Origin of the sequence: Pseudoduganella sp. R-32, assembly GCF_049913245.1 — a bacterium.
Taxonomy (GTDB): domain Bacteria; phylum Pseudomonadota; class Gammaproteobacteria; order Burkholderiales; family Burkholderiaceae_D; genus Rugamonas.
Window position 1 is genome coordinate 5,500,825 of the sequence record NZ_CP183987.1, and the last position, 25,490, is coordinate 5,526,314.

Sequence of the window (25,490 nt, forward strand, 5' to 3'; positions counted from 1 at the left end):
GTTCAGCCAGCCCTGCTAAATAGTCGCGAAAACAGACTGTTCTTGCGCGTAATACCGACTTCGCCTGATGCCGGGCTTGCCCTTTGCACCAGGCGGTCATCATAAGGCCAAAGGTCGTCGTGTGGCTTTCCGCACCTGACAAAGCAGCGATGCGTCACGAGTTCAACCCGCTCACCATGGGTCAGGCCGGACTCGTCATCATCATCATCATCATCGCTCGCCAGGTCTTTCTTGCCATCGACATTGAAATAGAAAGTATCGCCTACGACAAAATCACGGCGAAATTCCGTCCGCCATTGCGAGTTGCGCCCCCAACCATGTGATAAGTCCTGGTGGGGCCGATTGCTCCGCAAGTACGTCCAGTACAGTGTCGACGCATCCGCGATTCCCGCGACAAGCAACTGGGCTCCGGCAGAGACGCGGACACCAGCCCTGGAAACCATCATGTTCCCGAGCATGACACACGGCCATTCGAATTCCACGATGGCGACGGGACTGAATGGCGAGGCGGCGCGCTCGACCCGTACCACCTCATGGTAGAAGGGCGAAAATTGCTGCGGCTTGAGCACAGTCATGCCGAGTGCTTCAGCGAATGCAGCATACTCTTCGAGGGAAATCGGAACCTCCTCCCGCAGCAAGAGATCAAGCCCCCTGGCGAGCGCATACAAGGTCCACGATTCCTCAACCTCGATTGGTGGAACGGGATTGCCCTCGCGCTGCCCAAGCAATAGCAGCCACTCCCGCGCGTCGTTATGCTCGCTTAACCACGGTTCCAGTACCTCCGCAAAAACGGCATGCCCCTGGTAATTCGACAAGGCATGAAACAGCCGGTGGAAGGCATTCCAGGCATCCATCTCAAAGGAACATCTGCTGCAGGTCGTTGAGGAAGCGCTGGCCCAATTCGGTCGGCTTGATCAGCATGTGGTCGCGGTACAGCAGGCCTTTGGCTTCGGCCGCATTCAATTGCTTCTCGATGGTGTTCAACGCCACGCCGGTGCGTTCGGCGAACAGGTTCGGCTCGAAGCCGCCTTGCAGGCGCAGGGCGTTCAGCATGAACTCGAAGCCCATTTCGTCGCGCGACAGCTCGCGTTCTTCCTGCACCGGATTGCCGGCGGCTACGGCATCGATATACGACTTGGGCTGCTTGTAGCGCGCCTGGCGCAGCACACGATGCGGGAAGGACAGCTTGGAGTGGGCGCCGGCGCCGATGCCGAGGTAGTCGCCGAACTGCCAGTAATTCAGGTTGTGGCGTGCCTGGTGGCCCGGCTGGGCGTAGGCCGACACTTCGTAGTGGCCATAGCCGTTCGCGGTGGTCAGATCGGCGATCATGTCCTGCATGTCGGCGCTCAGGTCGTCGTCCGGCAGTTGCGGAGGATATTTGGCGAACAGCGTGTTCGGTTCCATCGTCAGGTGGTACAGCGAGAGGTGCGGCGGCTTGAAGCCGATTGCGGTCTCGATATCCTGCCGTGCCTGCTCCAGCGTCTGGTTCGGCAGCGCGTACATCAGGTCCAGGTTGAAGTTGTCGAAGTTCGCCAGTGCGATTTCCACTGCGCGCTTTGCTTCGCCGTCATCGTGGATGCGGCCCAGCGCCTTCAGGTGTTCGCTGTTGAAGCTCTGGATGCCGATCGACAGCCGATTGACGCCGCTGTCGCGGTAGGAGCGGAATTTCTCCGCCTCGAAGGTGCCGGGATTGGCCTCCATCGTGATCTCGCAGGCGCCATCCAGCGGCAACAGGCTGCGCAGGTCCGACATCAGGCGGTCCATGCCGGCTGCGGACATCAGGCTCGGCGTGCCGCCGCCGATGAAGATGGTGTAAATCTTGCGCCCCCAGATCAGGGGCAGCGACATTTCCAGGTCGCGCCGCAGCGCATCCAGGTATTCCTTCTCGGGTACCTCGCCCTTCGCCTCGTGCGAATTGAAGTCGCAATAAGGGCACTTGCGCACGCACCACGGCCAGTGGATGTAGAGCGACAATGGCGGCAAGGCTTGCAGGTTCAGGGCGCCCGGGCGCAAATAGGTTGCAGCGACGCCGGCGGCGCTGTCGATGGTGCGGCTTGGTACGGCATTGCCGACCGGCTTAATCGGAATCATTTCTTCAGCTTCTCTACCAACGCACGCAGGGCCTGGCCGCGGTGGGACAGGCGGTTCTTCTCTTCCGGGGCCAGCTCGGCGACATGCTTGCCCAGCGACGGGATCAGGAAGTAAGGATCGTAGCCAAAGCCGCCTTCGCCGCGCGCTTCGGCCGAAATCACGCCCTCCCAACGGCCATCGGCGATCACGGGCTGCGGGTCGTCGGCATGGCGAACGAACACCAGCACACAGTAATAGTAGGCCGATTTGTCGGCATGTGCAGCCAGGTCGGCGATCAGCTTGTCGCTGTTGCGCGCATCGGACTTCGGTTCGCCGGCGTAGCGCGCCGAATATACGCCGGGCGCACCGCCCAGCGCATTGACGCACACGCCAGAATCGTCGGCCAGGGCCGGTAAGCCGGTCAGGCGAGACGCATGACGTGCCTTGGCCAGTGCATTTTCGACAAAAGTGTGGAAAGGCTCTTCCGCCTCCGGGACGTTGAATTCGCCTTGCGGATGAGCGGAAAGCCCGATGGTCGAGAGCAGCTCGTTGAATTCCTTGAGCTTGCCCTTATTGTTCGATGCGAGAACGATGCGCTGTGTCATGAATGTCGGCTCTTTTAAGGGAGCCGACATTTTAAACCACTTGCAGCACCAGCTTGCCCTGGTTGGCGCCCGTGAACAGCTTGGCAAAAGTCTCGGGGAAGGTGTCCAGGCCCTGCACCACGTGCTCGCGGGTCTTCAGCGTGCCGGCCTGGATCCAGCCGCCCATGGTGGTGATGGCTTCCATGGCACGGGGATAGTAGTCGGCCACCATCACGCCGCGCATGGTGGCGCGCTTGACCAGCAACTGCAGGTAGTTCGACGGGCCGGACACCGCTTCGGTACTGTTGTACTGCGAGATCGCGCCGCAGATCACCACGTGGGCGCCGTGCGCCAAGTTGGCCAGTGCGGCGTCCAGGATGGCGCCGCCGACGTTGTCGAAGAAGACGTCGATGCCCTTCGGCGCATGCTGGCGCAATGCGGCCGCCACATCTTCCGACTTGTAATCGATAGCGGCGTCGAAGCCCAGTTCTTCGACCAGGTAGCGCACCTTGTCCGCGCCGCCGGCAATGCCGACCACGCGCGCACCTTTGATTCTGGCGATCTGGCCTACCAGGGCACCCACTGCACCAGCGGCGCCGGATACTACTACGGTATCGCCTTCCTTCGGCTGGCCCACGTCCAGCAGGCCAAAATAGGCGGTCAGCCCCGGCATGCCCAGCGCGCCGAGGAACAGCGGCAGCGGCGCCAGCGCTGGATTGACCTTGCTCAGGCCAACACCATTGTGAATAGCGTATTCCTGCACGCCCAGCAGGCCGCTCACATGCTCGCCCGCCGCAAAACCGGGATTGCGCGATTCGACCACGCGGCCGACAGCGATGGCCCGCATGACCTCACCCAGGGCCACTGGCGGCATATACGACTCGGTGGAGGCGTTCATCCAGCCGCGCATGGCCGGGTCGAGCGAAATGTGCGACACGTAGATCAGGACTTCTCCCTCTTCCAGCGCCCGCAGCGGCACTGTGACGAAGTCGAAATCGGAACGCTGGACGGCGCCGTTTGGGCGGCGGGCCAGCAGGAATTGACGGTTACTGGTCATGTTGCTTCCAAAAGAGTATTGAATGCTGCCAGTGTACGGAGCCGAGGCTTGCTTGATAAGTCAACGATCAGGCATTACATTGTTGACCATGGAGGAACAATGAACCCGCAACGCCTTGCCATTTTCACCACCATCATCCAGGCCGGCAGCATCAGTGCCGCCGCGCTCAAGCTGGGCTGCGGCAAGTCCGTCGTCTCGCGCCAGCTCGCGCAACTCGAAAATGACCTCGGCGCGCGCCTGATCCAGCGCTCAACGCGCCAGCTCGCGCTGACGGAAGTGGGCCAGCTGGTGCTGGAGGAAGCCCGCCAGATCGAGCGCTCGCTGGACAAGATCGCTCACCTCGCCGACAGCTACCAGCAGCAGGTGCGGGGCCTGCTGCGCGTGTCCTGCTCCCTGGCCGGACGCCGCGTGCTGGTGCCCTTGCTGGCCGAATTTACCGCGCTGTACCCACAGGTGAAGGTGGCGCTGCAACTTGACGATGCGATGGTGGACCTGATTGCGCAGCAGGTCGACGTGGCGATCCGTACCTCGGCGCTGGTCGATTCGACGCTGGTGGCGCGCAAGCTGGCCGAGAGCGCCAACGTGGTGTGCGCCGCCCCGTCCTATCTGGCCAGGTGTGGTACGCCGCGTACGCCGCAGGAACTGCAGCAGCATGCCTGCCTGCTGTACGCGGTGGGCGCCCGTGTGTATGACGAATGGAATTTCGGCGAGGCGGGCATCTTCCGCGTCGACGGGCCGCTGCAGATGAATGACGGCGGCGCGCTGGTCACGGCTGCGGCTGGCGGCGCGGGCATTATCAAAGTGCCTTTGGCCATCGTCGCTGACGAACTGGCCGGCGGGCAGTTGGTGCGCATCCTGGAAGATGTGGTGCTGCCGCCGGGGCCTGCTACCTATGCGGTTTATCCGGCGCGGGAGTTTCTTCCGCTGAAGACTGCGGCGTTTGTGGAATTCTTGCGGGAGCGTATGGGCCAAAACCGGTAAACCTGGGTCAGGCCCAAGGGTCTGCCCCTGTTACGCGGCGGCCGCATGGCGGGTCTGCATTACAGGCCGAGCGCCTGCTTCTGCAGCTTGACCAGGTCGCGGATGCCGCCTTCTGCCAGGTCCAGCAGACGGTTCATCGCCGCACGGTCGAAGGCCGCGCCTTCTGCCGTGCCCTGCACTTCGACGAAGGCGCCGGCATCGGTCATGATCACGTTCATGTCGGTGTCGCAGTCCGAATCTTCCAGATAGTCCAGGTCCAGCACAGGAACGCCCTGGTACACGCCAACCGAAATCGCTGCGACGAAATGCTTGACCGGGATGGTTTCGATCATGCCCCGTGCCTTCAGTTTGGAGAAGGCGTCATAGGCCGCCACCATCGCGCCGGTGATCGAAGCGGTACGGGTGCCGCCGTCAGCCTGGATCACGTCGCAGTCCAGTTGCAAGGTGCGCTCGCCAAACGCTTCCAGGTCAAAGGCAGCGCGCAGCGAACGGCCGATCAGGCGCTGGATCTCCTGGGTGCGGCCGCTTTGCTTGCCTTTTGCCGCCTCGCGGTCCATGCGTGAATGGGTGGAGCGCGGCAGCATGCCGTATTCCGCCGTCATCCAGCCCTGGCCCTTGCCCTTCAGGAAACCGGGCACGCGCTCTTCGATGCTGGCCGTGCAAATCACCTTGGTGTCGCCGCACTCGATCAGTACCGAACCTTCGGCGTGCTTGGTGTAGTCGCGGGTGATGCGGATATTGCGCAGCGCATCGACAGCGCGGCCGCTCGGGCGGTTCACAGTGGTCATGGAATTCCTATTTCAGTAACTGGGTAGATTTCTCGATGGCGCCGCGGATTTCCGCGATCGCCTTTTCAATTTCGTCATCGTCGAACACGTCGACTTCGGTCTTGGCGCCGTGGATGGTGGTGCTGACCACATCGTCCGGCAACTGCTCGGTCGAAATCACGGTCGAACCGCCGTGGGTGGTCGGCGTGCCATCGGCCACCAGCGCTCCCTGCCACATGATCGCCAGCGCCGTCACATTGTCGCTGGTATCGCCGGCACGGCGCAGCGCGGTGGCCAGCATGTCAGGCACCGCCCGCACCACGGTCTGGGTGGTCAGCATCTGCACCAGTTCTTCATCGGTGCACATCGACCACAGGCCATCGGAGCACAGCATCAGCGTATCGCCCGGCAGCAGGTTGGCGCGGCCGGAGATCTCGATGCGTGGCGCGCTGCCCGCGCCAAGGCAGGCATACAGCTTGTTGCGGTCCGGGTGGGTATTGCGTGCCGACGCCGGGATCAGGCCCTTCTCGATCATGTTCTCGACATGCGAGTGGTCGCGCGTGCGGCCGTGCACCTGGCCATTGCGCACCCAGTACAGGCGCGAATCGCCGCAATGCGCCCACACGGCGGTATTGTGCTGCACCAGGCAAGCCACAATGGTCGTGCGCGGCGACTCCGGCATGTTGTGGGTCATCGTGTAGGTGTGGATGTCGTTGTGCGCAGCCGCCAGCGCCTCTTCGAGGAAGCGCTCCGCCCCTTTCACGTAAGGCGTGGCCTGCTGCTGGAACATCTGGGAAATGGTGCGGGTGGCGATGGAGGCGGCGATTTCACCGCGGGCATGGCCTCCCATGCCGTCGGCCAGCACCAGCAACAGCGCGTCGCGCGTGAAGCTGTAGCCCATCCGGTCCTGATTGACCTTGCGCCCCCCGATATGCGTTTCCTGGTAAACGGCGAATTGCATGGCATGGGCTCCTTATTTCGGTGTGCGCGGGGCCGCGTGGCGGCCGAATCCGAGCTTGCCTGCCAGCTTGCCCAGCTTTTCCAATGCCCCCGGCGGAGGCGGCGGTTCTTTCGGTGCCGGCGCCTGCGCCAGCAGTTTTTGCAGTTCGAACAGGCTTTGCGGACGGGCCAGCGGATCGATGTCCAAAGTCCATCGTACCAGCTTCACCAGCTCCGGCGAATAGAGGATTTCCAGCTTCTGGAAATGCGGCTCCATCTTGTCTTCCTTGCGGCGCTGGTCTGCCGGCTGCGGCGGTTGGCCGAGCATGCAGGCAAACATCGAGGCGCCGATCGAATAGACGTCGGTCCACGGGCCCAGCGCCTCAGTCTTCGAATACAGCTCGGGCGGCGCGAAGCCGGGGGTGTACATCGGCATCAGCTTCGGGCTGTCGGTATTGACGGTCTGGCGCGCCGCGCCAAAGTCCAGCAGCATGGGCGTGCCGTCCGTGCGCAGGTAGATATTGGCCGGTTTCAGGTCCAGGTGCAGCAGCTTGTTGGTGTGCACCTCCCGCAAGCCTTTCAGCACCTGCGTGAAGATCTGGCGCACGAACGCCTCGCTGCAATTGCGGCCCTTGCTGCGCTGGCGCTGGATGTGGTCCTGCAGGGAATGGCCCGACTCGTAGGCCATTACCATATAGACAGTTTCGTTGGCACGGAAGAAATTCAACACCCTTACAACATTTGGATGCGAAATCTTTGCAAGTGCACGACCCTCTTCAAAAAAGCACTTCAGCCCGATCCTGAAGACCGGCAAGTTTGCTTTTGTAACCACAGGCACCATCTCGCCCTCTTGACGCAATGCAAGGCTGCTTGGTAAATATTCTTTAATTGCTACTGCATTACCTTCGGCGTCGTAGGCCAGGTACACAATACTGAACCCGCCTGACGCAATTTTCTTTACAATGCGGTATCCAGCAATTTCCAGACCATCCGGTAATGGAGCGTTGTTCTGAGCTGCCATAAGTTTCCTCGCTTCAACTAAACCGGATTGTGTGGGACAAAGCAATATATTGTAAAGACAAAGACAAAATCGGGGATATCCTTTGAGCATTTCCAGCATGACTGGCTACGCAGTGGCCACCAGCGAAAGCGCGGCGGGCACGCTGACAATTGAGATCAAGAGCGTCAATTCCCGCTTCCTTGACCTTCAATTCCGAATCAACGACGATCTCCGCGCGCTCGAACCCGATTTGCGATCTGCCATCATGGGCGCCATCACCCGCGGCAAAGTGGAGCTGCGACTGAGCTTCGGCCGCAAGGCAGTAGCAGCAGGCACCCAGGCCCTGAATGTAGCCCTGCTCAACGAACTGGCGCGCCTGCAAGGCGAAGTCAGCCAGCATTTCAGCGGCGCGACACAGATGAGTGTTGCTGAACTACTTCGCTGGCCAGGGGTTGTCGAAGAAGCACAAATCGGCCAGGAGTCGCTTCAGGCCGATGTTTCCGCCCTGATGACCCGGACCCTGGAAGCCTTTGTCCAGAGCCGCCAGCGCGAAGGCGCGGCGCTGGAAGCGATGCTGGTTTCGCGCATCGAAGCGATGGAAGCCATCGTTAAACGAATTACCCCACTAATTCCTCAGGTAGTTGCACAATTCCAACAAAAAGCCGTGGAGCGCATGCAAGAGGCGCTCGGTTTGGCCTGCCAGGGATCGAACACCGCCATGTCGCGCCAGGACGCGATGGAGCGCATCCGCCAGGAAGTGATCCTGTACGGCATCCGCATCGACGTGGCCGAAGAGCTGGGCCGCCTGTCGGCCCACCTGGGCGAAACCCGCCACATCCTGAAAAAAGGCGGCCAGGTCGGCAAGCGCCTGGATTTCATGATGCAGGAGCTGAACCGCGAAGCGAATACCCTCGGCGCCAAAGCCTCGGTCAAGGAACTGGCCGACGCCTCGATGGAACTCAAGCTGCTGATCGAGCAGATGCGCGAACAGGTCCAGAACCTAGAATAAAGAAAGTCGGGGTCAGGTCTGGCAATCCGCCACATTTTTCGCATGGCGAAAAATGTGGCGGATTGCCAGACCTGACCCCGACTTTTATCTTGTGAGGCGGTACAGCAGTATCGCCGTCCGAATCGCTCCCTGCTCGATCGAGCGCACTTCCAGGTCTTCTCCCGGCGCGTGGGCGCCTTTGCCGGTGGCGCCGAGCCCATCCAGGCTGTCGACGTAGGGTGCGACGAATTGCACGTCGCCTGCGCCACGCAGGCCGGGTGGCAGCGCGGCGATCGGCCCCTGGCCGGCATCGGCGCTGGCTTTGGAATACATCTCCAGCACTTTCAGGTTGCCTTCGGTTGGCGCCATGGGTGGGTAGCCGTCTTCGAAGCGGATCTCGGCGCTGGTGCCGGGCAAACTCTGCGCGACGATTGCGCGCATGCGGGAGCGTGCCTGCTCGCCCTGTTCCGGCGTCAGGAAGCGCAGGTCGCCTTTCACGATCGCGCTATTGGCGATGACATTCGATTTGCCGAAAGCCGTGCCTTTGGCTGCGGCGCCGTCATAAGTGACTTCGGTTCCACCCAGGATCAGGCCGGGGTTGTAAGTCAGGTTCGGTTCCTTCAATTGCTGGCGGAAGGCGTCCAGGATGCGTGCCGTTTCGTACACGGCGCCATACCCGGCATTGGCGTTGAAGATGCCGGAAGAGTGGCCTTGCTTTCCCTTCACTTCCAGCCGCCAGGACGTCGAAGAGCGGCGGCCGATGGTGCCGGTGGCCTTGCCGTTTTCGTCGAGCACCGTCGCCTCAAACGCCAGCGCGACGTCGCTGCGCTTGGCCAGGTTGACCATGTCGCGCCGCGAGATTTCTTTCGGGTCTCCCGCGTTTTCTTCGTCGCCGGTGAACATCACGCTGATGGTGGTATTGTCCAGCGCGCCCGCCGCATGCAGCGCGCGCAGCGCTTCGATGATGATGACATCTCCGCCTTTCATGTCGTTGACACCCTGGCCAGTGGCCCGGTCGCCCTGGCGCTCCCATTTCTGCATCGGTGTATTCGCTTCAAACACCGTGTCAAGGTGGCCGATCATCAGCACTCGCTTGCCTTGCTTGCCTTCGCGCGTGGCGACCAGGTGGCCGGCGCGCTGCATCGCTTGCGGCATGTCGACCCACTGCGTCTTGAATCCCAGCTTGTCCAGTTCAGCCTGGAAGACCTTGCCGACTTCGCGCACGCCTTTGTGATTCATGGTGCCGCTGTTGATGTTGACCGTCTTTTCCAGCAGCGCCAGCGCCTTGTCCGAATTGGCCTTGACCAGGCCGACGATGCGTTCTTCTTCAGGTGACAGCGATTGCGCGGCGGCGCCTCCCATCAATCCGGCGGCGAGCAGCGAAACGAACAGGCGGGATATTCGCATTTCTGGCATCCTCCTTGAAGTGTGTTCGAAACTCTACTACGGAAAATCGAAATGAACATCCGCGTTGGCATCGGCGGCTGGGACTACGCTCCCTGGCGAGAAACCTTCTACCCTCCCGAGGTGCCGCTCAAGCGCGCGCTGGAATATGCAAGCAGCGTGCTGACCAGCATCGAGATCAACGGCACCTTCTACCGCAACGCCAAGCCGGAGCACTTTGCCGGCTGGGCCGAGCGCACGCCGGACGATTTCGTGTTTGCGGTGAAGGCTTCGCGCTACGCCACCAACCGCAAGGTGCTGGGCGAGGCGGGAGAGTCGATCGAGCGCTTCATGGATAGCGGCCTGGCCGAGCTGGGCGACAAACTGGGTCCCATCCTGTGGCAACTGGCCGCCACCAAGCGCTTCGATCCGGACGACCTGGAGGCTTTTTTCAAGCTGCTGCCCAAGAAGCTGGGCAAGCGCAAACTGCAGCATGTGCTGGATGCGCGGCATGACAGCTTCATGTGCCCTGAGTACCTGACGCTGGCGCGCAAGCACAAGGTCGCAACGGTCATTACCGATTCGCCGAAGTACCCCAACTTCGCCGAAGTGACGGGCGACTTCGTCTACGCACGGCTGATGGATGCGCAAAGCGACATCACTACCGGCTACACCAAGCCCGCATTGAAGAAGTGGGCCGCACAGGCGCAGGAATGGGCCGAAGGCGGCAAGCGCGACGCCTTCGTCTACTTCATCAACGGCGCCAAAGAGCGCGCGCCGGCCGCCGCACAGGAATTATTGCGCGTGTTGGGCGCGAAGCGTTAACGTCCAAGGCCATCGAACCACTCCAGCGTGCGCGCCCACAAAGGCTCGGCGTGCTGGCGGAAGTAGCCCATGTGCCCCAGTTTGCCCAGCCCTGCGGCGGCCGGGTCGATATCCACGCCATGCCACGGCGCGTTGCGGTAGCCGGACATCAGCGCATCGCGCGACCGCGGCGGCGCCCACAAGTCGTCGGTAGCATTCAGCGCCAGGATCGGCGTGCGCACCTTGGCGAAACCGTCCGCAATTTCCGGCACTTTGGGGTCATCGAGGAAGTAGCGCGGGAATTTGCACCAGTGCTTCCACTGGCGATACACGCCCATCGGCAAATCCTCGCCCATGCCAAGCTTGCTCCAGGCCAGGCGCCCTTTCCAGCGCGTGACAATCGGGCCAACCACATGCCACATGGCCAGTACGCGCAAACGCTCCAGCCGCGGCATCCACCCATGCCAGCCGGCGCCGACACCGAACAGGTAGACGCCGGCGATCTTCTCATGGTTCGGCACCAGTCCCAGTGCGTGGCCGCCATAGGAATGCCCCACCATGTACAGCGGCGTGCTGTCGGAAGGCGCGAAGTATTCGATCACCGCGTTCAGGTCCAGCCGCGCCCAGTCGAGAAAGCTGGCCTCGAAGCCGCGCAGGGTTTTCGGCGCCGAACCGCCCACGCCGCGGTAGTCGAAAGTCAGCACGGTGTAGCCCTGCCCCGCCGCGAATTCGGCAAAGCGACGGTAGAAGCCTTGCGGCACGCCAGTGGCGCCGGCCACCAGCAGGCGAGCTTTCTCCGGGCCGCGGGCGCGATAGCACATCGCGGACAGCGGATAGCCGTCGACTGCGCGCAGTTCCAGTTTTTCCGCCAGGAGCAAGGCGGCGGCAGGCATATGGCTCATGTTTTTTTCTCCACTTTCAGCATTGGCATCAGAGCGTCCATGGTCTGCACCATCGGCGCGGTGTCGCCCGCCACGCGGGCTTGCAGCAGGCCGCCTTCGTAGGCGGCAAGGATCAGGGCGGCGATGCCCTCGGCACGGTGGCGTTCGTGGCCAGCCTGCACAAGGGCATCGGCCATGCGGCCACGCAGGTTGGCGAAGCCGGTTTTCAGCGCGTCGCGGATTTCGACGTCGTCTGCCGTGGACTCGAGCGCCACGGCGGCCAGCGGGCAGCCCAGTTCGAACTCGCTGTCGTCCAGGCCACGCAGCGCGCGCAGGATCCACGCTTGCAGCGCGGCCAGCACGTCGGGTTCGCGCTCCATGTAAGAGTCGAGCTTGTGGAGCAGGAAGCTGAAGGTGGCTTCGATGGCGGCCACGGCCAGTTGGTCTTTACCGCCGGGGAAATGGTGGTACATCACGCCTTTCGGCGCCTTGGCCGTGGCCAGGATCTCGCTCAGGCCTGCGCCGTGCAGGCCGCGATGCTGCAGCGTCGTGATCATGGCGTTGATCAGGCGCTCGCGGGTGGTCAGTTGGGTGTTCATGCGGTTTACTCTATAGACCGGTCGGTCCAGTGTCAAGAACTGCCTGCGCACCCGGTTTCAACTCTGCTTGCTCCTTGGTAAAATACCTCTTTGGGCGACAGCCCAGCTTTTGAGAATTGCAAATGAGCCAACATTTTTCCGGCAGCCTGTTCATGGTTGCTGCACCATCCGGCGCCGGTAAATCTACGCTGGTCAATGCCCTGCTGGCACAGGAACCGGCCATCAAGCTGTCGATCTCGACCACCACGCGCCAGCCGCGTCCGGGCGAGCAGCATGGCCGCGAGTACTTCTTCACCAGCGCCGAAGACTTCCGCAAGCGCGCTGCCGAAGGCGAGTTCCTGGAGTGGGCCGAAGTGCACGGCAATTACTACGGCACCTCGCGCATCTTCGTGGAAGAGCAAATGAAGGCCGGTACCGACATCCTGCTGGAGATCGATTGGCAGGGCGCGCGCCAGGTCAAGAAGCAGTTCCCGCAAGCGGCCGGCATCTTCATCCTGCCGCCATCGTTCGCGGCGCTGGAAGAACGCCTGCACAAACGCGGCCAGGATGAAGTCCACGTGATCAACCGCCGCCTGCTGGCGGCCGGCGGCGAAATCGCCCACGCGCCCGAGTTTGAGTATGTTATTATCAACGAAGAGTTCCCGGTCGCCTTGTCGGAGCTAAGCGCGATCGTCCGATCGGCCCGTTGCCGGTTTGCGCAACAAGCCGCCCGCAATGCCAGGTTGATGTCCGAACTGGGCATCCACGCCGACCACGCAGAATAATCACCGACGAATCAATACCGAATTTATCCAGGAGTTAAGCATGGCCCGTATCACTATTGAAGATTGCCTGAAGAATGTCCCTAACCGCTTCCAGCTGACCCTGGCAGCCACCTACCGCGCACGCCAGCTGCTGCAAGGCCACACCCCTAAGGTCGAAGCCAAGGACAAGCCAACCGTCGTCGCCCTGCGTGAAATCGCTGCAGGCAAAGTAGGCCTGGAAATGCTGAAAAAGGTCCCTATGTAAGCTGGGAACCTTCTTGTTCCCGATATGAACCTGACTTCCGCAGATCCCAACATCAGCGAACAGCCCGCACGGCGGGCACGGCGCCCGGCTAAGCAACAGCCGGGCGTTGACGTTTCTGCACCAACCGTTTCCACTTCTGCACTGGCGGCGCCTACCGTGGCCACTGGCGTCGCAACTATCACCCACCTGACCGAAAAGCTGTCCGAGTACATGGGCGAGGCCGACCTGAAAAAGGTCAAGGAAGCCTATCGCTTCTCGGACGAGATGCACCTGGGCCAGGTACGCAAGTCGGGCGAACCGTACATCTCGCACCCGATCGCGGTGGCCGAGATCTGCGCCGACTGGAAACTGGACGCGCAAGCCATCATGGCGGCGCTGCTGCACGATGTGATGGAAGACCAGGACGTCAAGAAGGACGAGCTGATCGAACGCTTTGGCGCGCCGGTGGCGCACCTGGTGGACGGCTTGTCCAAGCTGGAAAAAATCGAGTTCCAGAGCCAGATCGAAGCGCAGGCGGAAAACTTCCGCAAGATGCTGCTGGCCATGGCCTCGGACGTGCGCGTGATACTGATCAAGCTGGCCGACCGCCTGCACAATATGCGCACGCTGGAAGTGATGATCCCGGCCAAGAAGCGCCGCATCGCCGCCGAGACGATGGAAGTCTACGTGCCGATCGCGCACCGCCTTGGCCTGAACAACATCTACCGCGAACTGCAGGACCTGTCCTTCTCCCACCTGTACCCGGTGCGCTACCACGTGCTGGCCAAGGCCGTGAAAGCGGCACGCGGCAACCGGCGCGAAGTGGTGTCGAAGATCCTCGACGCGGTGAAGAACACGCTGTCCATGGCCGGCATCGAGGCCGAAGTCTATGGCCGCGAAAAGACCCTTTACGGCATCTACAAGAAGATGCGCTCCAAGCACCTGTCATTCTCGCAGGTGCTGGACGTGTACGGCTTCCGCGTGGTGGTCGACAGCTTCCCCAATTGCTATGTGGCGCTGGGCACCCTGCACTCGCTGTACAAGCCGATGCCGGGCAAGTTCAAGGACTATATCGCGATCCGCAAGCTGAACGGCTACCAGTCGCTGCACACCACCCTGATCGGCCCGTACGGCACGCCGGTGGAATTCCAGATCCGCACCCAGGAAATGCACCGCACCGCCGAATCGGGCGTGGCCGCGCACTGGCTGTACAAGAGCAACGACGCCAACATCTCGGACATGCAGCAGCGCACCCACGCCTGGCTGCAATCGCTGCTCGACATCCAGCAGCAGACCGGCGACTCGGCCGAATTCCTGGAGCACGTCAAGGTCGACCTGTTCCCCGATTCGGTCTATGTGTTCACGCCGAAGTCCAAGATCATCGCCCTGCCCCGCGGCGCTACGCCGATCGATTTCGCCTACTCGATCCACACCGGGATCGGCGACCACACGGTGTCGGTCAACATCAACGGCGAAGCCGCCCAGTTGCGCACCGAACTGCGCAACGGCGACATCGTCGAAATCGTTACCGACCCGAACTCCCGCCCAAGCCCGACCTGGCTGTCCTTCGTCCGCACCGGCAAGGCGCGCTCGGCGATCCGCCACCACCTGCGCACCATCAACCTGCCGGAATCGATCCGCCTCGGCCAGCAACTGCTGGCGCAGGCGCTGGATGCGATCAGCGTGCCGGGCGAGCTGCCGCCGCCGCTGATGGAACGCCTGCTGAACGAATCGTCGGCCAAGTCGATGGAAGAACTGTATGCCGACATCGGCATCGGCAAGCGCATGGCCGCGCTGGTGGCGCGCCACATCTTCGGCCTGCTGGGCGGAGAGTCGGCCAGCGCGCCGATCGAGCACACCAGCCCGAAAGAACTCGACCCGGTCACGATCTACGGCAGCGAAGGCGTGTCGGTGCAGCTTGCGCCATGCTGCCTGCCGATCCCGGGCGACCATATCGTCGGCCAGTTGCGCCGCGACCAGGGCCTGCAGGTGCACACCGGCGACTGCTCGGTGGCCAAGCGCTCGAAGCAGAAAGAGCCGGAGCGCTGGATCGCCGTCAAATGGGGCACCGAGATCAACCGCCGCTTCGACAGCCGCATCCGCCTGATCATCAACAATGAGAAGGGTATTTTGGCCCGGGTGGCCGCCGAAATCGGCGAAAGCGACGGCAACATCACCTTTGTCGGCATGGATGAAGACCGCGACCATGTGCTGCACCAGCTGCGCTTCACAATCCAGGTAAAAGACCGCGTCCACCTGGCAGCATTAATCCGCAACGTAAGAAAAGTGGCAGGCGTCAACCGCGTCACCCGCGAGCGCGCGTAGAAGGTGTCAGACCCTGCGGGTCTGACACCGGTTTACCGGTTTTAAAGCGGCATCCCCCAAAGTTGCAAACCGAATCCGCTCCAGGTCTTTTTCCGAAAATGGGGTATCAAAAAGCGCCCGATAAGCGCGCTGCCGCTCCAATGCATTCATCCCCAAGCCAAGATAAACCGAATGCTGGCACAGCAAATCATCCCTGACACCTTCTGCATTTGCCCGATAGCTCGACCACTTATAACCACCAGCAAACTCCACCATTCCAGCGCGAACTGGATTGAGTTCAATATAGCGCTGACACAAGAGCAAATATGCTTCGCTGTCGATTTGTGACGAGTGATATCGACCATCCCACATTGGACCTGTACCACCATGCCTGACGTGCCGCCAAAGTGCAGTGCGCTGCGCCAGCAACTTCATCATGTTCGCTTGCGCATTGCGTTCTCGCACTGTCACAAGTAAATGGAAATGGTTTGTCATCAACACATAGGCATGAACATCGCAGTGGGCTTTAAGACTATGTTCCTTGAGCAGGGAAAGGAAACCTCGCCGCTCGTCATCGTCATGAAAGCAACACTGGCCGTTGTTGCCACGCTGAACCAGATGGAGGCAGGTGCCTGGTGGGTAATTGCGCAGTGGGCGGGGCATTTTCACTCTCCTTTAAACCGGTAAACCGGTGTCTGACCCGCCGGGTCAGACACCGCCAGTTCAAAGGATAGCGATGTGGCGGGCGTGGGCTTTGTGCGGGCGCAATCAGCCTATTCGTAGCGCAGGGCTTCGATCGGGTCGAGCTTGGCGGCTTTGGCGGCGGGCAGCACGCCGAAGATCACGCCGACGCCGGCGGAGAACATCACCGACAACGCGACCGCCCACCAGGGCACGTATGCGCCGGGGAAGTCGGGAATCACGCTGGCGATCGCGTGGCCCAAGCCATAGCCGAGCAGGACGCCGATCGCGCCGCCCAGCATCGACAAGGTCACCGCTTCGATCAGGAACTGCATCAGGATGTCGCGGCTGCGCGCGCCGATTGCCTTGCAGATCCCGATCTCGCGCGTGCGTTCGCTGACCGACACCAGCATGATGTTCATGATCCCGATTCCGCCCACCAGCAGCGCGATGCCGACCACGCCGCCCATCACCAGCGTGACCGTGGTGGTCACCGTCTCAAAGCTCTTGAGGAACTGGTCGGAAGACTGGATCTCGAAATCGTCCTTCTGGTCCGCGTGCAGGCGATGCGCTTGCCGCATCACCGTGGCAATGCGCGCCTTGAGTTCTTCGGTGCGGCCAATGTCGCTGATCGACACCGTGATCGACATGCTCGGCTTGCGGGTGTTGCCGATGACGCTTTGACCGGTGCGGAACGGTACCAGCACCTGGTCGTCCTGCGACATGCCGAGGATTTCGCCCTTCTTCTCCAGCACCCCGACAATCTTGAACCACTCGCCCGAGAACTGGATGAACTCACCCAGCGGATTGTCGGGAAGGTGCAGCAGCTCGATCATCTTTTCGCCGATCACGCACACCCGCCTTGCGCTCGCATTATCGGACTCGCTGATGAAACGCCCCAGGCGGGGATAGCTGCCATTCACTTCCATGAAGGCCGCCGTCACGGCCAATTGCTGGCGGCTGGACGCAGTCTGGTTGCCGTAGCGGATTTCACTTCCGGGGAACATGAATGCCGGGCTCAATTCGCGGATGCCTTCCACGTGCCCGCGCAACTGTTCGACGTCTTCGAACTGCAGGTAATTGATCTTGCCCCGCATGACGTCCTTGAAGTCGTTCTTGGCATGCACCGTCAGCGCATTGCCGCCCAGGCCTTCGAACTGGCGCGTGATCGACTGCGACAAGCCCTGGATCAGCGAGATCACCGTAATCACCGACGCCACGCCGATGATGATGCCCAGCGAAGTCAGGAAGCTGCGCATGCGGTGCGCGCGGATGGCCGCCATCGCCGAGCGAAGCGCTTCGATAAAAATGTACATCGGCTAGCTTCCTGCCACGCGATGGTCGGACAGCACGCGCCCATCCTGCAGCCTCACGATGCGCTGGCATTGTTCCGCAATGTCAGGTTCGTGCGTCACCATCACGACCGTCTGGCCGTTCCGGTGCACGTCCTTGATCAAGGCCATGATTTCGCGCGTGGTGGCCGAATCCAGGTTGCCGGTCGGTTCATCGGCCAGCAGGATCGATGGCTTGCCCACCAGTGCCCGCGCGATCGCCACCCGCTGCCGCTGGCCGCCGGACAGCTCGTTGGGCCGGTGATGCATGCGCTCACCCAAGCCGACGTGCTCCAGCGCCTCGCGCGCCATGCGCTTGCGCTCCGATGGCGGAATGCCGCGGTAGATCAGCGGCTGCGCCACGTTATCCAGCGCAGTGTGGCGAGGCAGCAGGTGGAAGCTCTGGAAGATGAAGCCGATTTCCTCGTTGCGCACCTGGGCCAGGTCGTCGCTGGCCATGGTCGCCACATCTTTGCCGTTCAGGAAATAGGTGCCCGCGCTCGGCCGGTCCAGGCAGCCGACGATATTCATCATCGTCGATTTGCCGGAGCCCGAAGCGCCGATAAACGCCACCAGTTCGTTGCGCTCGATGTGCAGGTCCACACCCTGCAAGGCATGCACGGTCTGGTCGCCCATCTGGTATTGCTTGGTGATGCCGGTCAGCGTGATCACGGCTTGCTTCCATCGGCGACCTTGAGGGCCTTGGACTCCGCCGCCTTGGCCTTGACGGCAGTTCCTTCACGCAGGTCGCGCAAGGTGCGCGCCGGCCCCACTGCAACGGTCTCGCCGAGCGCCAGGCCCTTGGTGATCTCCTGGTTGCTGTCATCAGACAAGCCCAGTTCCACGGCGCGCTTCTTCGCCACGCCGTCGACAATCGCGTAGACATAATTACTGCGCTTGCCCTTGCCTTCCGAAGCCTCGGTCAGTTGCACGGCCTGCAGCGGAACCACCGGCCGCGGCGCGCCGTCGCCGGTCACGATCTCGGCACGGCAGGTCATGCCGGAGCGCAGCGCAAGCTGGTGCTGCGCCAGCTTGACCTTGACCACGTAGCTGCGGCCCTGGCTCGCAGCCTGGCCCAGGCCTTGGGGCTTCGGCGCCAGCGAGACCGATTCCACGCTGCCGCTCAGCGGACGGTCGGCATAGGCCGAGGGGAAGATGCGCGTCTTCAGTCCTGGCGCGACGTTGGCGATATCGCCTTCGTCCACGTTTACCTCCGCGATCATGGAGCTGACGTCGGCGATCGTCATCAGGCTGGAGCCGGCAATCCCCGTAGCGCTGGCCACGGCCGTTTCACCGGCCTTGATCGAAACGCTGGTGGCGGTACCCGAAATCGGCGCCCGCACCTCGGTCTTGGCCAGGCGCTCCTGCGCCAGCGCCAGCATCGCCATCGCTTGCTGACGGCTTTCACGCGCACTGCGCAGCGACACCACCGCCAGGTCCACCGCCAGCTTCGCATCATCGAGGCGCGACACATCGATGAACTTGGCAGCGGCAAGCTGGCGCGAGCGCTCCAGCTTGCGCTGCTGGTTTTCCAGGTCGATCTGGGCGCGGTCCACGCTGACGGCCGCGTTGCGCACCGCCGCTTCCTGCTGCGCCACATCGGCTTTGTAGGTGCTCGGATCGAGGCGCAGCACGACCTGCCCTTTTTCGATCTTGTCGCCCTCCTTCACCAGCACTTCCGACACCTTGCCGATCACTTCCGGCGACAGTTGCACCTCCTGGCGGAACACCAAGCTGCCGGACGCCAGCACCGCAGGATAAATCGCCTTGTTCTCGACCTTGGCCAGTTCGGCTTCGACCTTCGGCGGCGAGCCGCCGAACTTGACGGCGACAGGAATGCCGATGAAGGCCGCCACCACGGCCAATGCAATCAGTTTGCGTTTCATGCGCGCCTCAATTCTTGAACAGGATCCAGGCGGTCCAGCAGCCGTAGATCACGACATACGGCAGCGCCGCGATGATGGCGCAGGTCGTGGTGCTTTTACCGGTCCAGGTACGCAGGCCGATCGCAGCCAGCAAGACCACCCAGATATCGGTGAGCTTGAGTGCGCTGGCGATGCCCGCCCATGGCGTATGCGGCGCAGCGTGCACCAGCAGGAAGTTCAGCGACAGCATGTCCGCTTGTTCGAGCGCCAATTGGCCCTTGCTGGTGATGATCTGCAGCGCCATCAGCGGCACGCCGATCAGGCCTGGCAGCGAGGCCCATGCCGCCAGCGAGAAGCCGGACTTGAAGCTCAGGTCCATGCTGGCCAGTTTCCCCGCCAGCCAGTAATACAGTCCCAGCAGGCAGTAGATGAACAGGGTGCCCACGATGATGCCCGCCACGCCCATTCCCATCATCACGCCGCGCGTCATGGTTTTGCTGGCCGCCTCGCGCTGGTCGGCGGGCATGTCCGGCGGGAAGGTGTTCATCATCATCCAGTCCCAGTCGACGGTCTGGAAATACCAGACCAGGATGCCGATACTGCTCACGTAAAGCAGCAGCAGCGGCAACCACGCCCGCGGGCGCTCCTTCAGCGCCGCGAACGCCGCGGATGGATCATAGAAGACCTGCGTCAGTTGAGCGAAAGCCATGCGCACACCTTGCCATAAAAGTAATTAAAAATTTATTATAACAACTTGGCAAAGTTGCACTGATAATACTTTGGCGATGAATTGCTGCTGCAGGCCGCTATTGCGGTATCCCCGCCTTGCTCAGGCGTTCGGGGAGGGGTAGCTGACTTCCAGGATTTCCAGTTCTTCGGCGCCATTCGGCGTGTGCAGCAGCACTGTGTCGCCCTCGCGTGCTTTGGTCAGCGTGCGGGCGACCGGGCTGATCCAACTGACCTTGCCCTTCAGCGGATCGAATTCGTCGATGCCGACGATGGTGATGGTGTGCTCCTCGCCGTCGCGCCTGGCGTAGGTGACGGTGGCGCCGAAGAATACCTGGTCGTTGCCATGGTGGATGCTGGGATCGACTACTTCGGCCAGGTCCATGCGCTTGGTGAGGAAGCGAATGCGGCGGTCGATTTCGCGCAGGCGGCGCTTGCCATAAATGTAGTCGCCGTTTTCGGAACGGTCGCCGTTCGATGCGGCCCAGTGCACCACCTTCACCACCTCGGGACGCTCGACATCGATCAGCTGCAGCAGCTCATCCTTGATGCGCTGGTAGCCAGCCGGCGTAATGTAGTTCTTGGAGCCGGGAGGGATCGGCGGCGCACCTGGCGGCAGGTCGTCGTCATCGTCCTGCTCACCCTCTTTGACAAAAGCTTTGTTCATAACCGTTTTCTAATTATTTGGTGCAATAATGGCACTCACATGAAGCGATTGTACACACTCAGGCGGCGCCTGTTCGCCCCCCTCGTCTACTGCGCAGCCCTGTTCCTGATCTTCGAGGAATGGCTGTGGGATCTCGGGGCGCGCCTGATGGCGATACTGGCTCGCTTCCCGCCGTTGCGGGCATTGGAGCGCATCATCTGCAGCCTCGGCCCCGCTGCCGCCATGGCCGTGTTCCTGCTGCCGGCACTGATGCTGTTCCCGGTCAAGCTGCTGGCCCTGTTCGCCATGGCGCGGGGCCATGCCTTCATGGGCATCAGCGTATTCGTGCTGGCCAAGGTAGCTGGCGCCGCCGCCGTGGCGCGGCTGTATGCCCTGACCCGCCCGTCGCTGCTGCGCCTGCGCTGGTTCGCCTGGCTGCACGGCCGCTTCATGGAATTGAAAGAACGCTGGATCGCGCGCCTCAAAGCCACTGCCGCCTGGCGTGAATGCCGCGCCCTGGTCGACCATGTGCGCGAACGGCTGCGCCGCTGGCGCGCCGGCTGGCGCCGCGGCCGTTTCGCCGCCCGACCGATGCGCGTGCTGCGCCGCTTCAGCGCGTTCTGGCGCATGCGCCGCCGCTGACAATCCAACCACATATGCGTCCAGCCTTGCCGACCGCCCTCCACCATATCGCCGCCAACGCTCCCGGACTGGTCTACCAGTTCCGCCGCCATCCTGACGGCAGCGTGTCCTTCCCCTATTTGAGCGATGGCTGCCTGGCCCTGCTGGGCATCAACGCCGCCGAACTGCAGGCCGAACCTGAGCGTTTCCTGTCGCTGGTGCTGCCGGAAGACCGCCCCGCCTACCTGGAGTCGATGCAGTCCTCGGCCAATTCCCTGTGGAGCTGGAACTGGGAAGGCCGCATCTGGGTCGAGGCCTGGAAAGACGTCAAGTGGATCAACCTGCGCAGCACCCCGCATGCCCTGCCCGATGGCGGCGTGCAGTGGGAAGGCATCATGTCCAACATCACGGAGAGCAAGCAGGAGCAGCTCGAAGTGCGCGCCAGCCGCGCCCGGCTGGCCGAGCTGACCGCCCATATCGAACGGGTCAAGGAGCAGGAACGCGAACGCATCGCGCGCGAAATCCACGACGACCTGGGCGGCAACCTGACTGCCATCAAGATGGCCCTGGCCATGCTGGCCGCGCGCCTGCCGGAAGGCGATGACACCCTGCAGCAGAAGGCGGCCTACGTCGACTCCCTGGTCGACCGTACCATCGATGCCGTGCATCGCCTGACGCTCGACCTGCGCCCCTCGGTACTGGACTTCGGCCTGCTGCCGGCGCTGGAATGGCAGGTCAAGGAATTCGAAGCCCAGGCCGGCATCGCCTGCACCCTGCAGGCCAGCATGAAGGAACTCGAACTGGACCCCGAACAGGCGGCAGCCCTGTTCCGCATCGCACAGGAAGCGTTGACCAATATCGCCAAGCACGCGCAAGCGAGCGCGGTCACCGTCAAGCTGACGCGCAGCCGCGGCGTCCTGACCCTGAAGATCATCGACAATGGCCGCGGCATCCGCCCGTCCGACCGCGCCAAGCCCGACTCCTTCGGCCTGCGCGGCATGGCCGAGCGCGCGCGCGCGCTGGGCGGCACGCTCAACCTGGGTCATGCAGCCGGCGGCGGCACCGAAGTGGCGATCAAAATCCGCCTCCCGGCCCACGCGCCAGACGTTACAATGGGTCATGAGTGAAAAAGCCGTCATCAAAGTATTTATTGCCGACGACCATGCCATCGTGCGCGAGGGCCTGAAGCAGATCCTGGCTGAAACCAAGGACATCGTCGTCGCCGGCGAAGCGGAAAATGGCCTCGATGCCATCAAGCTGTTCCGCAAGTCCGGCTGCAATGTCCTGCTGCTCGATATCTCCCTGCCCGACCGCAACGGCATCGAAGTGCTGAAACAGGTCAAGAAAGACAAACCCGAGCTGGCCGTGCTGATGCTGTCCATGCATCGCGAAGACCAGTACGCCATCCGCTCCCTCAAGGCCGGCGCTGCCGGCTACCTCACCAAACAAAGTGCACCGAAAGAGTTAGTAAATGCAATCCGCCAGTGCGCAGCGGGGTTAAAATATGTTAGCCCGGCACTGGCCCAGGAATTGGCCAACCATGTCGGCGAGGACCATCAGGCTGCGCCGCACGAAACGCTGTCCGACCGCGAGTACCAGACCCTGACCATGATCGCCTCCGGCAAGACCGTAGGCACCATTGCCAAGGAGCTATCACTCTCGGTCAAGACCGTCAGCGAATACCGCTCCCGCCTGCTGGCCAAGATGAACCTGAAGAACAGCGCCGAACTCACGCACTACGCCATCAAGAACCAGCTGATCGATTAGAAAATGATGCCAAGAAGTAAGCACATTTTCTCCCGTTTATCATTGAATCATGCGACTGGACAGTGGCTTAAGATGCTGGTAATCGGTAAACCTTAATGAAGGCTGTACGTCAGATGTCTAGCAAACCCACCAATCCAGCCGCGGCGGACATGAATCCGGCTGATATCGCTCGCGAGGCATTCCGCCGCCTCGCTGTGCGCCGGATTGCCCCTACGCCAGACGCGTATCGCGACATCTACAATGAAATCGCCGGCATCGTGCCGGTGCCGCCGGCCCCGGTCGTGCAGGAGAGCCCGGCAGAAGCCATGCTGGTCCAGTTCGCCGCCCGCCTGACCGACCAGCCGGGCGACCTGGCCGACTTCGGCCGTCGTTTCAACCGTGCCGTCAAGGCGCGCGACTGGGATACCTACGCCCGCACCCTGGCTGCCCTGGCCGAACGGCCCCTGGTCAAGGTCGGCGCCGGCGGCCTGGTGCCTGAAGAAAACAACGAACAGGCGCGCCTGCTGCGCGAACTGCTGAGCCGCACCCTGACCTTTGCCGTCGCTTCCTTGCTGTCCGACAGCCCGAACCTGGTGGCCGAAGCCGAGTCGCTGGGTGCCGCCACCAAGGAAGCCCATACCGAGGCTGCACTGGCCGAGATCGGCAGCCGCCTCAAGGAGCTGTGTTACCAGATCGAGATCCGCAGCGGCGACACCGCCGAGCAGCAAGAACTGCTGCTGCGCCTGTTCCGTCTGCTGCTGGAAAACGTCAGCGAATTGCTGGATGACGACTCCTGGCTGCGCGGCCAGATCGACGCCGTGCAAAACCTGATTGCCGGCCCGATCGACCAGCGCGCGCTGGAAGAAGCCACGCGCAGCCTGAAAGACGTCATCTACAAGCAGAGCCAGCTCAAGCACTCGATCACCGACGTCAAGGCCACGGTCAAGAACATGATGATGACCTTCATCGACCGCCTTGGCGCTGTAGCGACCTCGACGGGCGACTTCCACGAAAAGATTGGTGGCTATTCCGACAAGATCCGCGCCGCCCGCGATATCGGCGAGCTGAACCAGATCCTTGACGACGTGCTGAAGGAAACCCGCCAGGTACAGAGCGAAGCCCTGAAGGCGCGCGACAATATGATGGTGGCGCGGCAGGAAGTGCAGGATGCCGAAGCGCGCATCCACGCGCTGGAAGCGAAGCTGCAGCACCTGAGCGAACTGGTGCGTGAAGACCAGTTGACCGGCTCGCTGAACCGGCGCGGCCTGGACGACGTGTTCGAACGCGAAACCGCGCGCGCCGACCGCCGCGGCACGCCCCTCTGCATCGCCGTGCTGGACCTGGACGATTTCAAGAAGCTCAACGACACCATGGGCCACATCGCCGGCGACAACGCACTCAAGCACCTGGTCAAGGTAGTCAAGGAGACCCTGCGCTCGATGGACGTGATCGCCCGCTTCGGCGGCGAGGAATTCCTGATCCTGCTGCCCGAGACGACCATCGAGGCGGCGGAAGCCACCATGACCCGCCTGCAGCGTGAACTGACCCGCCACTTCTTCATGCATGAAAACGAAAAGGTACTGATCACGTTCTCGGCCGGTGTCGCCCTGCGCCGCCCGCACGAGGGTCAGTCCGACCTGGTCAAGCGCGCCGACGAGGCCATGTACAAGGCCAAGAAGTCGGGCAAGAACCGCGTGGTGGTTGCTGAATAGCAGGCTCAGGGCCTGAGCGAAAGAGCCCGCCCATGGCGGGCTCTTTTCTATTTAGCGCACGCGCCGGGCCGCCAGGTTTCGTGCCAGCGCCAGCATCGCCAAGCCCAGCAGCGTGAGCATGCCGGCGCCTGGCGCCGGCACATCGGAGGCCGGATCCGTTGCGGCAGGGTCCGGGATCATCCAGGTGGTGAAGGCCAACGAGCGGTCGGTTCTCCGCATCGGGAAATCCGAAAAGTTGTTCTTTTCGTACAGCGGCCCCAAGCCATGCTGCACCATGAATGCGCTGCCACCACCGCCAACATCAAAGACGATGTCGTCACCTGCATTCACGTGCAGCTTAAAGCCTGTCAAATCGACCAGCGTCCCGTCCAGGCGAGACGTAAACGGTGCAGTCCAGCCATCGGTCTGCCAGCTGTCGCCGCCGCCAATCTTGATCTTGACGCTGGTCGTCTGCCAAGTGTAGCCGGGGGCCGTGAATATGCCCAATCCCGACAGGAGTCCGGTTTGGGTCGCGAAAAAATGCTGTTGGTAATGACTATGGATCGCATCGACCGCGGCGCCCGGCCAACTGACCGGGTTATTGACGTCGACGACGGGCAGGACGCCGGCGCACGCCTGGGTACAAGCCACGGCGCATAAGGCGGCAGCCAAACGTTGAGGGAGAATATGCATTGTGATTAACAAAGAGTTATCGGAATTGCATAGTACTCAATATATTTCCAAATGCAAACGTTAATTACCAAGCATAAACATCCCTATTTCTCCGCCCGCCGAACTTTTTTTGCGCGTGAAAAATATTTTTTTTCGGCCTAAAGTTC

General features: G+C 62.1%; 27 protein-coding genes. 10 read left to right on the top strand and 17 right to left on the bottom strand.

What is annotated here, in order from left to right:
* Positions 1–2: 2 nt before the first annotated feature.
* Genes ACN9MU_RS25085 through ACN9MU_RS25100 form a run of 4 tightly spaced genes read right to left on the bottom strand, consistent with a single transcriptional unit; the run spans position 3 to position 3,711 of the window.
* The gene (locus ACN9MU_RS25085) at positions 3–854 is read right to left on the bottom strand and encodes a hypothetical protein (RefSeq protein WP_426343602.1); all 852 of its coding nucleotides are present in this window, start codon (positions 852–854) and stop codon (positions 3–5) included.
* 1 nt (position 855) lies between these two features.
* Positions 856–2,091, bottom strand: a complete 1,236-nt coding sequence (gene hemW, locus ACN9MU_RS25090; RefSeq protein WP_426343603.1) for a radical SAM family heme chaperone HemW — start codon at positions 2,089–2,091, stop codon at positions 856–858.
* Entirely contained in the window at positions 2,088–2,675 is a 588-nt protein-coding gene (rdgB, locus tag ACN9MU_RS25095) for an RdgB/HAM1 family non-canonical purine NTP pyrophosphatase (RefSeq protein WP_426318951.1), read from the bottom strand. Before rdgB ends, hemW begins: the two co-directional genes overlap by 4 nt.
* A 31-nt stretch (positions 2,676–2,706) precedes the next feature.
* Positions 2,707–3,711 (bottom strand): NADP-dependent oxidoreductase, encoded by a 1,005-nt coding sequence (locus tag ACN9MU_RS25100; protein ID WP_426343604.1) that lies wholly within the window; start codon positions 3,709–3,711, stop codon positions 2,707–2,709.
* A gap of 99 nt (positions 3,712–3,810) precedes the next feature.
* Here ACN9MU_RS25100 and ACN9MU_RS25105 point away from each other — a divergent pair, with 99 nt between their 5' ends.
* Positions 3,811–4,692, top strand: coding sequence for a LysR family transcriptional regulator (locus ACN9MU_RS25105; protein WP_426343605.1), 882 nt, complete (start codon positions 3,811–3,813; stop codon positions 4,690–4,692).
* A 59-nt stretch (positions 4,693–4,751) separates the two neighbouring features.
* Here ACN9MU_RS25105 and rph read toward each other — a convergent pair whose 3' ends face one another.
* From rph to ACN9MU_RS25120, 3 genes are read right to left on the bottom strand one after another with little or no spacing between them, the layout of a single operon-like run.
* A complete protein-coding gene (gene rph / locus ACN9MU_RS25110; RefSeq protein ID WP_426163683.1) occupies positions 4,752–5,480 on the bottom strand; it encodes a ribonuclease PH in 729 nt (242 codons plus the stop codon).
* A 7-nt stretch (positions 5,481–5,487) separates the two neighbouring features.
* Positions 5,488–6,420 carry a PP2C family protein-serine/threonine phosphatase gene (locus tag ACN9MU_RS25115; RefSeq protein WP_426163685.1) on the bottom strand — a complete coding sequence of 311 codons (933 nt, stop codon included), beginning with the start codon at positions 6,418–6,420 and terminating at the stop codon, positions 5,488–5,490.
* Between the two features lie 12 nt (positions 6,421–6,432).
* Complete coding sequence (locus ACN9MU_RS25120; protein WP_426172292.1) at positions 6,433–7,419, bottom strand: serine/threonine protein kinase; 987 nt, start codon at positions 7,417–7,419, stop codon at positions 6,433–6,435.
* Between the two features lie 97 nt (positions 7,420–7,516).
* Here ACN9MU_RS25120 and ACN9MU_RS25125 point away from each other — a divergent pair, with 97 nt between their 5' ends.
* Entirely contained in the window at positions 7,517–8,407 is an 891-nt protein-coding gene (locus ACN9MU_RS25125) for a YicC/YloC family endoribonuclease (RefSeq protein ID WP_426163688.1), read from the top strand.
* An 84-nt stretch (positions 8,408–8,491) separates the two neighbouring features.
* Here ACN9MU_RS25125 and ACN9MU_RS25130 read toward each other — a convergent pair whose 3' ends face one another.
* Positions 8,492–9,793: a M20/M25/M40 family metallo-hydrolase gene (locus tag ACN9MU_RS25130; RefSeq protein ID WP_426343606.1), complete on the bottom strand. Its 1,302-nt coding sequence runs from the start codon at positions 9,791–9,793 to the stop codon at positions 8,492–8,494.
* A 51-nt stretch (positions 9,794–9,844) separates the two neighbouring features.
* Here ACN9MU_RS25130 and ACN9MU_RS25135 point away from each other — a divergent pair, with 51 nt between their 5' ends.
* Entirely contained in the window at positions 9,845–10,594 is a 750-nt protein-coding gene (locus ACN9MU_RS25135; RefSeq protein WP_426343607.1) for a DUF72 domain-containing protein, read from the top strand.
* Here the strand turns inward: ACN9MU_RS25135 and ACN9MU_RS25140 are convergent.
* Both ACN9MU_RS25140 and ACN9MU_RS25145 read right to left on the bottom strand, forming a co-directional pair.
* The gene (locus ACN9MU_RS25140; RefSeq protein ID WP_426163695.1) at positions 10,591–11,475 is read right to left on the bottom strand and encodes an alpha/beta fold hydrolase; all 885 of its coding nucleotides are present in this window, start codon (positions 11,473–11,475) and stop codon (positions 10,591–10,593) included. The two genes, ACN9MU_RS25135 and ACN9MU_RS25140, sit on opposite strands and share 4 nt — an antisense overlap.
* Positions 11,472–12,053, bottom strand: coding sequence for a TetR/AcrR family transcriptional regulator (locus ACN9MU_RS25145; protein ID WP_426163697.1), 582 nt, complete (start codon positions 12,051–12,053; stop codon positions 11,472–11,474). Before ACN9MU_RS25145 ends, ACN9MU_RS25140 begins: the two co-directional genes overlap by 4 nt.
* 122 nt (positions 12,054–12,175) lie before the next feature.
* On the opposite strand from ACN9MU_RS25145, the gene gmk reads away from it, so the two are divergent.
* Genes gmk through ACN9MU_RS25160 form a run of 3 tightly spaced genes read left to right on the top strand, consistent with a single transcriptional unit; the run spans position 12,176 to position 15,365 of the window.
* On the top strand, positions 12,176–12,817 hold the full coding sequence (gene gmk / locus ACN9MU_RS25150) for a guanylate kinase (protein ID WP_426163700.1): 642 nt from the start codon (positions 12,176–12,178) through the stop codon (positions 12,815–12,817).
* A gap of 40 nt (positions 12,818–12,857) precedes the next feature.
* Positions 12,858–13,061, top strand: a complete 204-nt coding sequence (gene rpoZ, locus ACN9MU_RS25155; protein ID WP_005665923.1) for a DNA-directed RNA polymerase subunit omega — start codon at positions 12,858–12,860, stop codon at positions 13,059–13,061.
* 24 nt (positions 13,062–13,085) lie between these two features.
* Entirely contained in the window at positions 13,086–15,365 is a 2,280-nt protein-coding gene (locus ACN9MU_RS25160) for a RelA/SpoT family protein (protein ID WP_426163704.1), read from the top strand.
* A 6-nt stretch (positions 15,366–15,371) separates the two neighbouring features.
* Here the strand turns inward: ACN9MU_RS25160 and ACN9MU_RS25165 are convergent, their stop codons facing one another.
* The 6 genes from ACN9MU_RS25165 to greB all read right to left on the bottom strand — a co-directional run bounded on the left by ACN9MU_RS25165 (position 15,372) and on the right by greB (position 20,614).
* Positions 15,372–16,007, bottom strand: coding sequence for a transposase (locus tag ACN9MU_RS25165; RefSeq protein WP_426163706.1), 636 nt, complete (start codon positions 16,005–16,007; stop codon positions 15,372–15,374).
* 110 nt (positions 16,008–16,117) lie between these two features.
* Positions 16,118–17,341, bottom strand: a complete 1,224-nt coding sequence (locus ACN9MU_RS25170; RefSeq protein ID WP_426163708.1) for an ABC transporter permease — start codon at positions 17,339–17,341, stop codon at positions 16,118–16,120.
* 3 nt (positions 17,342–17,344) lie between these two features.
* Positions 17,345–18,028 (bottom strand): ABC transporter ATP-binding protein, encoded by a 684-nt coding sequence (locus tag ACN9MU_RS25175; protein WP_426343608.1) that lies wholly within the window; start codon positions 18,026–18,028, stop codon positions 17,345–17,347.
* Positions 18,025–19,242, bottom strand: a complete 1,218-nt coding sequence (locus ACN9MU_RS25180) for an efflux RND transporter periplasmic adaptor subunit (protein WP_426343609.1) — start codon at positions 19,240–19,242, stop codon at positions 18,025–18,027. Before ACN9MU_RS25180 ends, ACN9MU_RS25175 begins: the two co-directional genes overlap by 4 nt.
* Positions 19,243–19,249: 7 nt before the next feature.
* Positions 19,250–19,930, bottom strand: a complete 681-nt coding sequence (locus ACN9MU_RS25185; protein WP_426163714.1) for a YIP1 family protein — start codon at positions 19,928–19,930, stop codon at positions 19,250–19,252.
* A gap of 120 nt (positions 19,931–20,050) precedes the next feature.
* Positions 20,051–20,614 carry a transcription elongation factor GreB gene (greB, locus tag ACN9MU_RS25190; protein WP_426163716.1) on the bottom strand — a complete coding sequence of 188 codons (564 nt, stop codon included), beginning with the start codon at positions 20,612–20,614 and terminating at the stop codon, positions 20,051–20,053.
* A gap of 39 nt (positions 20,615–20,653) precedes the next feature.
* On the opposite strand from greB, the gene ACN9MU_RS25195 reads away from it, so the two are divergent.
* The 4 genes from ACN9MU_RS25195 to ACN9MU_RS25210 all read left to right on the top strand — a co-directional run bounded on the left by ACN9MU_RS25195 (position 20,654) and on the right by ACN9MU_RS25210 (position 24,672).
* Positions 20,654–21,235: a hypothetical protein gene (locus ACN9MU_RS25195; RefSeq protein WP_426318960.1), complete on the top strand. Its 582-nt coding sequence runs from the start codon at positions 20,654–20,656 to the stop codon at positions 21,233–21,235.
* Between the two features lie 14 nt (positions 21,236–21,249).
* Positions 21,250–22,341, top strand: coding sequence for a histidine kinase (locus tag ACN9MU_RS25200; protein WP_426172293.1), 1,092 nt, complete (start codon positions 21,250–21,252; stop codon positions 22,339–22,341).
* Positions 22,334–22,981, top strand: coding sequence for a response regulator (locus ACN9MU_RS25205; RefSeq protein WP_426163720.1), 648 nt, complete (start codon positions 22,334–22,336; stop codon positions 22,979–22,981). The genes ACN9MU_RS25200 and ACN9MU_RS25205 overlap by 8 nt, the downstream gene beginning before the upstream one ends.
* Positions 22,982–23,094: 113 nt before the next feature.
* A complete protein-coding gene (locus tag ACN9MU_RS25210) occupies positions 23,095–24,672 on the top strand; it encodes a GGDEF domain-containing protein (RefSeq protein ID WP_426318961.1) in 1,578 nt (525 codons plus the stop codon).
* A 51-nt stretch (positions 24,673–24,723) separates the two neighbouring features.
* Here the strand turns inward: ACN9MU_RS25210 and ACN9MU_RS25215 are convergent, their stop codons facing one another.
* Positions 24,724–25,344, bottom strand: a complete 621-nt coding sequence (locus ACN9MU_RS25215) for a hypothetical protein (protein ID WP_426163724.1) — start codon at positions 25,342–25,344, stop codon at positions 24,724–24,726.
* Between the last annotated feature and the right edge of the window lie 146 nt (positions 25,345–25,490).

Excerpts from the sequence above, each read along its gene's own strand:
- ACN9MU_RS25100 (WP_426343604.1), bottom strand. The coding sequence starts at position 3,711 with ATGACCAGTAACCGTCAATTCCTGCTGGCCCGCCGCCCAAACGGCGCC.
- rph (WP_426163683.1), bottom strand. The coding sequence starts at position 5,480 with ATGACCACTGTGAACCGCCCGAGCGGCCGCGCTGTCGATGCGCTGCGC.
- greB (WP_426163716.1), bottom strand. The coding sequence starts at position 20,614 with ATGAACAAAGCTTTTGTCAAAGAGGGTGAGCAGGACGATGACGACGAC.
- ACN9MU_RS25115 (WP_426163685.1), bottom strand. The coding sequence starts at position 6,420 with ATGCAATTCGCCGTTTACCAGGAAACGCATATCGGGGGGCGCAAGGTC.
- ACN9MU_RS25185 (WP_426163714.1), bottom strand. The coding sequence starts at position 19,930 with ATGGCTTTCGCTCAACTGACGCAGGTCTTCTATGATCCATCCGCGGCG.
- ACN9MU_RS25145 (WP_426163697.1), bottom strand. The coding sequence starts at position 12,053 with ATGAACACCCAACTGACCACCCGCGAGCGCCTGATCAACGCCATGATC.
- ACN9MU_RS25210 (WP_426318961.1), top strand. The coding sequence starts at position 23,095 with ATGTCTAGCAAACCCACCAATCCAGCCGCGGCGGACATGAATCCGGCT.
- hemW (WP_426343603.1), bottom strand. The coding sequence starts at position 2,091 with ATGATTCCGATTAAGCCGGTCGGCAATGCCGTACCAAGCCGCACCATC.
- ACN9MU_RS25215 (WP_426163724.1), bottom strand. The coding sequence starts at position 25,344 with ATGCATATTCTCCCTCAACGTTTGGCTGCCGCCTTATGCGCCGTGGCT.
- ACN9MU_RS25120 (WP_426172292.1), bottom strand. The coding sequence starts at position 7,419 with ATGGCAGCTCAGAACAACGCTCCATTACCGGATGGTCTGGAAATTGCT.
- ACN9MU_RS25200 (WP_426172293.1), top strand. The coding sequence starts at position 21,250 with ATGCGTCCAGCCTTGCCGACCGCCCTCCACCATATCGCCGCCAACGCT.
- ACN9MU_RS25085 (WP_426343602.1), bottom strand. The coding sequence starts at position 854 with ATGGATGCCTGGAATGCCTTCCACCGGCTGTTTCATGCCTTGTCGAAT.
- ACN9MU_RS25170 (WP_426163708.1), bottom strand. The coding sequence starts at position 17,341 with ATGTACATTTTTATCGAAGCGCTTCGCTCGGCGATGGCGGCCATCCGC.
- ACN9MU_RS25160 (WP_426163704.1), top strand. The coding sequence starts at position 13,086 with ATGAACCTGACTTCCGCAGATCCCAACATCAGCGAACAGCCCGCACGG.
- ACN9MU_RS25195 (WP_426318960.1), top strand. The coding sequence starts at position 20,654 with ATGAAGCGATTGTACACACTCAGGCGGCGCCTGTTCGCCCCCCTCGTC.
- rdgB (WP_426318951.1), bottom strand. The coding sequence starts at position 2,675 with ATGACACAGCGCATCGTTCTCGCATCGAACAATAAGGGCAAGCTCAAG.
- ACN9MU_RS25135 (WP_426343607.1), top strand. The coding sequence starts at position 9,845 with ATGAACATCCGCGTTGGCATCGGCGGCTGGGACTACGCTCCCTGGCGA.
- ACN9MU_RS25205 (WP_426163720.1), top strand. The coding sequence starts at position 22,334 with ATGAGTGAAAAAGCCGTCATCAAAGTATTTATTGCCGACGACCATGCC.
- gmk (WP_426163700.1), top strand. The coding sequence starts at position 12,176 with ATGAGCCAACATTTTTCCGGCAGCCTGTTCATGGTTGCTGCACCATCC.
- ACN9MU_RS25130 (WP_426343606.1), bottom strand. The coding sequence starts at position 9,793 with ATGCGAATATCCCGCCTGTTCGTTTCGCTGCTCGCCGCCGGATTGATG.
- ACN9MU_RS25165 (WP_426163706.1), bottom strand. The coding sequence starts at position 16,007 with ATGCCCCGCCCACTGCGCAATTACCCACCAGGCACCTGCCTCCATCTG.
- ACN9MU_RS25105 (WP_426343605.1), top strand. The coding sequence starts at position 3,811 with ATGAACCCGCAACGCCTTGCCATTTTCACCACCATCATCCAGGCCGGC.
- rpoZ (WP_005665923.1), top strand. The coding sequence starts at position 12,858 with ATGGCCCGTATCACTATTGAAGATTGCCTGAAGAATGTCCCTAACCGC.
- ACN9MU_RS25140 (WP_426163695.1), bottom strand. The coding sequence starts at position 11,475 with ATGAGCCATATGCCTGCCGCCGCCTTGCTCCTGGCGGAAAAACTGGAA.
- ACN9MU_RS25180 (WP_426343609.1), bottom strand. The coding sequence starts at position 19,242 with ATGAAACGCAAACTGATTGCATTGGCCGTGGTGGCGGCCTTCATCGGC.
- ACN9MU_RS25125 (WP_426163688.1), top strand. The coding sequence starts at position 7,517 with ATGACTGGCTACGCAGTGGCCACCAGCGAAAGCGCGGCGGGCACGCTG.